Origin of the sequence: Streptomyces sp. NPDC058701, assembly GCF_042715295.1 — a bacterium.
Classification (GTDB): domain Bacteria; phylum Actinomycetota; class Actinomycetes; order Streptomycetales; family Streptomycetaceae; genus Streptomyces.
The window spans coordinates 1-6,808 of record NZ_JBHXSY010000099.1 but is presented as its reverse complement, the minus strand read 5'-3'; the positions used below and the strand labels follow the sequence as shown (position 1 = coordinate 6,808).

Below are 6,808 nucleotides of genomic sequence, written 5' to 3'. Positions count from 1 at the left end.
GTTCTGTTCTTGCGTTTCCGACTCTATCAGATCCTTTCGGGCCTGACTTCCTCGGCACTTTCCAGGTATTCGCTTTCGCGCTTTCCTTTCCGGCGATTCCGACTCTATCAGAAGTTTTCCACCGGATTTCCCGGCTTCAGTTTCTAGGAGTCGAATGCACCCCACATGGAACGTGCGTTCCTTGAGGGGTGGGGCTGCCGAACTTGTCCAGTTCGAGGCAACCGTTTGACTCTACAAGCTGGGTCGCGACGGTGTCAAAACGGGGAACGCCAGGTGTCCGGAGCGGTGGAACCGCCCTTCCCCGGCCCGGCGTAGAGCCGGCTCAGCCTCGGGAAACGGTCTCCCCTCCCCACGTATGAGCCGGCCAGCCCGCTCCCTCAACGCGGCAGCGGCTCTCCCTGCCCGACCAGGGTGCACGCGCCGGTCAAGCGCCGCCGACACTCGCGTCCACGAGCCAACTTCGACGCCGTCAGTGCAGGACTCTCCACGCCGTGGAGCTCCGGACAGGTCGAGGGCCACGTCGCTCGCGTCGACCTCACCAAGCCCATGGCTTACGGCCGAGTCGACCAACCTCGAGCTCCTCCGCCAACGCGTACTCCTGGGCCCGTGATCCTGCGACACCACAAGATGCCCGACAGAGCCGGCAATTCCCCAGGGGTAGGTCCACGTGATTCCCCACGTGCCCGTCCGCCCGGGGCGGGTGACTCGTCTCGTCAGAGATCGACGCGGTGCTCGGCGGCCGATAGGTCATCGACCGAGCCGTAGCGCACGATGACGTGGGCCGGCCGGAACGGGAGGTCGTGCGGGATGGGTGCCATCACAGCGAAGAGTGCATCGGCGTCCGGTCCGTAGGCGTAGAGGACTACCTCGCCGACTCCGTATTCGTTTCCGTCGAACTCGCCGACGTCGGCTTGCTCGATCGCGTCGGTCAGCAGGGACTGGGCCTGGCGGACGACCGCCCGTTGATCGGGTGCGCCGAGGCCGTCATCGGCCAGTCGGTAGCGGGCGATGACGGCGTGCTCAACGTCGGTTCCCGCTTCGTCTGTCTCGGCCATGCGGGAACGATCTCATCCCGGACCGACATCCTCGCCAGCCCGGCCCTTCGGGACGCTGTCCTAGCTCGCGTGGTCTTGGCGGAGCGGACGTGGGCGCCCTGGCGGACGGCGTGCCCGAGGGTCTGGGCGACGTGGGTCTTGCCGCCCCGTACGGGGCCGAAGAGGATGACCGACTCGCCGGAGTGGAGCCAGCGCGGGGAACCGAGGTCGCGGATCCGGGCGGCCGTGAGCTTCGAGGGGCGGCGAAGTCGAACTCCTCCGGGTGGGGTACTGATCGAACGTCGCCCGGTCAGGCGTCGTTGGAAGGCGACGGCCTCACGGCGGGTGATCACGTCCTAGCCGAAGACTCGCAGCAAGTCCGGGTGCACAGTTCGCCGCCGCGGGCCTGGGCCAGGCGGACATTGAGGGTTTTTGGCACCCCCGAGAGCCGCAGCGACTTCAGCGGCTCACGCAGTGTCGGCGTACGTCTGAACGTGCTCAAGCCCGTACAGGTGAACGTGCTCAGTTGATGATCCGCTGACCAAGGGTTCTGGTCAGCCCGTAAGGACCGTCGACGGTGTCAGGCAACCGGGCAGTGCTCATGCCACCTTGATAACAACCTTGCCCGAGGCATGACCGTTCTCGACGGCGGCGAGGGCGGCTGGGGCTTCGGAGAGCGGATGGACCGCCGTGATTACGGGTGCGAGGACTCCGTCGAGGGCCAGCCGGGCCGACCGTTCCAGGTTCTCGCGGTCGACGCGACGCTCGACGAAACGCCCACCGAGATCGGACACAGACGTATCACCCACAGCAATGACGTTGCGGGGATCCCGGGCCAGCGGTGCGACCGTCCGCAGCGAGGTGCCTCCGACCAGGTCGACGATTCCGTCGAAGCCGCCCGGAACCAGCTCGCGTGCCGCGGCGGCGACGTCCTCGGCGGTGTAGTCGATGAACCGCACCCCGATGCCCTCGGCGTGCTCGCGTTTGGCCGCACTTCCGGTGCCGATCACGCGCAGCTCGCGGCCGATCGCCAGTCGGGCGACGGCGAGGCCGACCCCGCCCCCGACTCCGTTGACCAGGACTGTGGCGCCGGCCGGGAGGCCGAGTTGGTCGAGCACGTCCACCGCGGTCGTCCCGGCCACTGGCAACGTTGCCGCCACGGTCGCGGACAGACCCGCCGGGATGCGCGCGGTGTTCGGTGCGGACAGCACCGTCGTCTCGGCGTAGGTGCCGCCACCGGTCAGTGCGAAGCCGAAGACCGCGTCGCCCACCTCGAGCCCGTCGACGTCCTCGCCCCGGGCGAGAACGGTTCCGGCAGCCTCCATGCCCAGCACGCGGGGAAACGGACGCCCGCCGTCGAGCCCGTCGACCAGACCTGAGCGCAGAAGGTGGTCGAGGGGATTCACGCCGGCGACGCCGACCCGGATCAGCACCTCACCGCGACCGGGTACGGGATCGGGCCGATCGAAGAACTCCTGCACCCCGGGCCCGCCATACCTGTTGAAACCCCACGCCTGCCCCATCTTCCGCCGCCTCTCGTATGGCCAACCCGGTGACTCCGGGTGCTGTCGCCATCCTCACCGCTGACATTGATGTCAGGGGCAACCGGCTGAGATGGAGGTCACAGCATCAGGTCGACTGCGCCACCGGTTCCGGGGCCGTGGAAAGCTCCGCCCGGTGCCTGCTGTTGCCGCTGATCAGCGCGTCGAGTGCATCCCGGGTCTCGATCAGGTGCGCAATGTCGGCGTCGATCCGGTCGCGCTCGCGCATCATCGCGGTGAACGTCTCCTCGGCGACGTCCAGGTCATCCGGGATGTCCACACACGGCAGCACAGTCGCGATCACCCGGCTGGACATCCCCGCATCGAACAGTTGCCGGATGAGCGACACGCGCTGGACCGCGGCATCGGAATAGTGACGCTGCCCCGCGTCGGAGCGTGAGCTGGTCAGCAGTCCCTGGTCTTCGTAGTACCGCAGTGAGCGCGGACTCACGCCCGTGCGCTGTGACAACTCGCCTATCCGCATCCTTGAGAGCCTACGTCCGCGGCCTCCAGGTTCAGAACGCCGATGAGTCATGGGCGCTTACGGACCCGCTCCGCAGGGTTTGCCGTCCCGGCCCCACGACTGGGCACGTTCTTCTCAGTACGCCGACACGCAGGGCAGAGTCCATCACGCTCACCGCATGCTTCCCTCAGCTTCGCCGTGCGCGTGGTCGTCGTGGAGCTCATCCGCCGTCGCGCACGGGGCGACGGAGGCGAGCAGCCGCTTGGGCCCTTGGAGGAAAGCGGCGGCGCCCGCGTCCCCGTTCGACTCGGGTTCCGGAGGGGACGCGGCCCGACTCCCGGTGAGGGTATGTGGCTGTCGGCCAGTCGTAGCGTGCCCGCGAGCGGGCCGGACTTCCCCTTCGCGCTTACCCCCGGTGTCACCGGAGCGCGCCGACAGCGTGCTGACGAGCCCCGTCTGGGGGACGTCCGGCAGCCCCGCTCCACCGAGCCCGCCCCGGCGTCGTGGGCCGGGACATGCTCCAGCACGTCCGCCCGGCCTGCATTGGGGTGAGCCCGTCCGGTGCGTAACGGCAGTGGCGAGCGCATGGTCCTCGCTTCCCCGTGTCGGGCTCGCCGAAGACGCTCTCATCGTCGTGCGGTGACTGCGGCCGACTCGGCAGAGGCTGCCATCGACTGCACGCGGCAGGTGCTGGCCGACCTGCAGTCGCTCGTCGTCCAGGCGCCTCCGGGCAGCCCGTCGTTCCCCACGGCGGCGCCCGGGTCGGCGGCAGCGGGTTCGTCACCGAGACAGAGGCTGCCGATCATGACAACGGCGAACGGGCGGCGTCCGACCGGGCGGCAAGGACGCGGGGTCGATGCTCGATGCCCCTCGTCGTCCGCCGGGTACACCCCCGGCCCACACCCGGTTCGCCGAGGAGCCGCGAGCCGGCGACGTGGCGCCCGTGGCAATCCAGCGTGCCCGGCCGCCTCCGCTGGACGAATTGGCGAACCATGCCTCTCCGGTCGGCCGAACGAAGTGCACGACGCCGCTTTCCGGCTCGGCCCCCGGAAGAGGACGGCGGCTCGGTCGGAACGACGGGATTGCTGTGACGGGCCAGTTGGTAGGTCCGCCACGTGAATACGACCGCGGCGTCGGCACACGTGACGCTCTCCCCGCCCATTCGGCGAGCTCGTCATCCGCTGGACCGCCCCCCATTGCGCGGCCTCAAGGTGGCGGGCCGAGTACCGGCTGGACTCAGAGGTTTACGCGCTTGAGGTAGACCCGGCTCCGGTGCGGGATGGTCTGGTACCAGAGCATCAGGTGCTCGTCCTCGTACGTACGCAGACGCATCGGCTGCGGGTCCTCGTAGAGGCTGCCGTCCTTGGGGGTCGATCGCCATCGACGCCAGGTCGACCAGGCCGTCCATGACGGCACCGACGACACGCTGGTACTCCCCGGGCATGTCCCCCAGTACCCACAACCGGCTCGGGTCGCACTCCCACGCCCAGCCGCCGTCGCTCTCCACGCCTTCGCCCCGCAGGGGCACTGAGGTCTTTCAGAGTGGCCACCGATCGGGTGACGGGCCAGCGTTCCGCGACGCACGAGGCTCCCGTGCCGTTGAGAGAGATGTTCGACATCTCAACTCATCAACACAGGAGCCTCATTGGTTCGCCGCCCTGCCGCACTCGACCTGCCGCACGCCCTGGTTGAATGGGTATCCATGCTCATCGTCACCCGTGAGGGTGACCGACGCTGCAAGCTACTGCCCCACCTGCGCGCCCTAGTCGGCCTGGTGTACCTGCGCCGCCACGACACGCTCGCGCAGATCGCCGCCGGCTTCGGCATATCCGTCGGCACCGCCCATGCCTACGTCACGGCCGTCGTCGATCACCTGTCCCGACGGGCGCCCGGCCTGCTGCGTGTACTACGCGAGACTGATCCTGATCACGTCCTGCTCGACGGGACGCTCGCCGAGTGCGACCGGGTCGGAGACAGCCGGAGCGACTTCTCGCAGAAGCACCGTCGCCACGGCGTGAACGTGCAGGTCATCGCCGACCCGGCAGGCAACTGCTGTGGATCTCACCCGCGCTGCCCGGCAGCACCCACGATCTGACCGCGGCCCGAACCCACCGCATCATCCGGATCTGCGAACGCCAAGGCGTCCCTGTCCTCGTCGACCGCGCCTACATCGGAGCCGGCCCCTGGGTGACCACACCGATCAGACGGCTCCCGAACCCGGACCTCACCACGACCCAACGAACGATCACCCGGGCCCTGTCGGCAGCACGGGCACCGGTCGAACAAAGCATCGCAAGGCTGAAGTCCTGGCAGATCTTCCGCCGGGCCCGCTGCAGCCCCAACCGCATGACCGTCATCGCCGCAGCCATCCTCACCCTGGAACGTCAACGCTGGTGAATCTCATTGCCCTTCCAGGGGGAGGACGGATTGGCAATGGCCATCATCCCGTCGGGAACCGTCTCACGACCAGGCAAGCCGACCTTCGGTGAACCGACTGACCCGGGAACTTCCACCGGCGATCCTCGTCAGCGTCTCCGCCACAGAGTCAAAATACTGAGCCATCGATTCGTACTCGCCCGTGACCGTGGGGCCACCCACAAACCAGCTGCCGACGCGCCCGTCCCGCACATCAATGAACTTTCCACTCCAGCCGTCCTGATCCGACAGGAACGGGATCCACTCGTTACGCCAGAACGGGTAGTCCGGCTGGTCCGGAGGGTCGAATCCGCAGGACGTGGAGCGGTTCGCGTAGAGCCTCTCCATCGCCCGGATGCCCAGGAAGAAGCTCCCCTCGTCGGGGAACCCGTCGAAACCGCAACACTGCACTTCGTCGTCGAGATCTTCCTCCGGCAGATCCAGATTGTTCTGCAACAGCCACGTCCGCAGGTCCCCATGCAGGGGGATCCCCATCCGTTCCTCGACTGCCGCGAGCATCTGCTCCGTAGCGGGCCCGGGCAGATCCGCGTAATCGGCCGGCGCGTGCTCCCGAAGCAGACTCATCACACGCGACCAGCTCTCGGCCACACTCATCGCCCTCTGTCCTCTCCACAGGGATGCCTCCGTCCGACTACGCCACTGCGGAGGTCGGAAAGCACCGGCCGGAGAACCTTGCAGGGATGATACTTCGAGCATGCGTTCTATCTCCCCCGCGATCGTCTTCCGCTCCGAAGTGCGGAGCCAGCCCCTCAGCGAAGTGACCGCCCGCGACTTTTCACAGACAACTCACCGTGCCGGCGGGCCCAGCCAAGGAGCTTCCAGGACTCAAGCGAGGACCATGGCGTCACCCTGGAGTGGCGAAGCTGAAAACGCTCACTGACCGATCTCCCGCTGGGCGTCGGCCAGGATGCGGCTGCTGGTCTCCATGGCGGCCCGGAACTGGGCTTCCGTCGCGGCCGGGTCCCCGGCCACGCGTTCCGCCTCCTCCCGGAGGGCCGCCGCCCGGGCCGGCCACCGATGGATGGCGACGTGGGTGGCCCACTTGATGAGGAAGAACCGCAGCGGATTGATGGCGCCGGTCTCCGCGGCCCGGTCGAACGCCTCGTTGCACTCCTTGTCGAGCACCGCCAGCTTGGCCATGTCGATCCGCCGCACGGCGTCCCGCAGGGCTTCCCGCGTCATGGCCGGCTGCGGGATGAGCGGCCCACCGTCTTCCAGCTGCTGTGCTGTCATCGCGTCCTCCAGGGGAACGCGGCCAGGATACCCAGCCGAGCCGCAGAAACCGGTCCGGAACGCAGAAAAGCCCCGCACCATAAGGTGCGGGGCTTTCCCAC

At 68.0% G+C, this 6,808-nt stretch carries 7 protein-coding genes and 1 pseudogene; 1 reads left to right on the top strand and 7 read right to left on the bottom strand.

Annotation, left to right across the window (positions count from 1 at the left end):
• Positions 1-713: 713 nt before the first annotated feature.
• The 5 genes from ACFWW8_RS37810 to ACFWW8_RS37790 form a co-directional block, all read right to left on the bottom strand.
• Positions 714-995, bottom strand: a complete 282-nt coding sequence (locus tag ACFWW8_RS37810; protein WP_386537294.1) for a hypothetical protein — start codon at positions 993-995, stop codon at positions 714-716.
• A complete protein-coding gene (locus tag ACFWW8_RS37805; protein WP_386537291.1) occupies positions 929-1,387 on the bottom strand; it encodes an ATP-binding protein in 459 nt (152 codons plus the stop codon). The genes ACFWW8_RS37810 and ACFWW8_RS37805 overlap by 67 nt, the downstream gene beginning before the upstream one ends.
• Before the next feature lie 246 nt (positions 1,388-1,633).
• Positions 1,634-2,557 (bottom strand): NADP-dependent oxidoreductase, encoded by a 924-nt coding sequence (locus ACFWW8_RS37800; RefSeq protein WP_386537289.1) that lies wholly within the window; start codon positions 2,555-2,557, stop codon positions 1,634-1,636.
• A 106-nt stretch (positions 2,558-2,663) separates the two neighbouring features.
• The gene (locus tag ACFWW8_RS37795; RefSeq protein ID WP_386537286.1) at positions 2,664-3,059 is read right to left on the bottom strand and encodes a MerR family transcriptional regulator; all 396 of its coding nucleotides are present in this window, start codon (positions 3,057-3,059) and stop codon (positions 2,664-2,666) included.
• Between the two features lie 1,215 nt (positions 3,060-4,274).
• Positions 4,275-4,454, bottom strand: coding sequence for a hypothetical protein (locus ACFWW8_RS37790; RefSeq protein ID WP_386537283.1), 180 nt, complete (start codon positions 4,452-4,454; stop codon positions 4,275-4,277).
• Positions 4,455-4,683: 229 nt separating this feature from the next.
• On the opposite strand from ACFWW8_RS37790, the pseudogene ACFWW8_RS37785 reads away from it, so the two are divergent.
• A pseudogene (locus ACFWW8_RS37785) lies at positions 4,684-5,435 on the top strand (transposase family protein).
• A gap of 63 nt (positions 5,436-5,498) precedes the next feature.
• On the opposite strand, the gene ACFWW8_RS37780 reads toward ACFWW8_RS37785, so the two are convergent.
• A complete protein-coding gene (locus tag ACFWW8_RS37780; protein ID WP_386537280.1) occupies positions 5,499-6,068 on the bottom strand; it encodes an SMI1/KNR4 family protein in 570 nt (189 codons plus the stop codon).
• Positions 6,069-6,347: 279 nt separating this feature from the next.
• Positions 6,348-6,707: a hypothetical protein gene (locus ACFWW8_RS37775; RefSeq protein ID WP_386537279.1), complete on the bottom strand. Its 360-nt coding sequence runs from the start codon at positions 6,705-6,707 to the stop codon at positions 6,348-6,350.
• Positions 6,708-6,808 lie beyond the last annotated feature (101 nt).

Coding starts and splice junctions, on each gene's coding strand:
- ACFWW8_RS37780 (WP_386537280.1), bottom strand. CDS start 6,068: ATGAGTGTGGCCGAGAGCTGGTCGCGTGTGATGAGTCTGCTTCGGGAG.
- ACFWW8_RS37800 (WP_386537289.1), bottom strand. CDS start 2,557: ATGGGGCAGGCGTGGGGTTTCAACAGGTATGGCGGGCCCGGGGTGCAG.
- ACFWW8_RS37775 (WP_386537279.1), bottom strand. CDS start 6,707: ATGACAGCACAGCAGCTGGAAGACGGTGGGCCGCTCATCCCGCAGCCG.
- ACFWW8_RS37795 (WP_386537286.1), bottom strand. CDS start 3,059: ATGCGGATAGGCGAGTTGTCACAGCGCACGGGCGTGAGTCCGCGCTCA.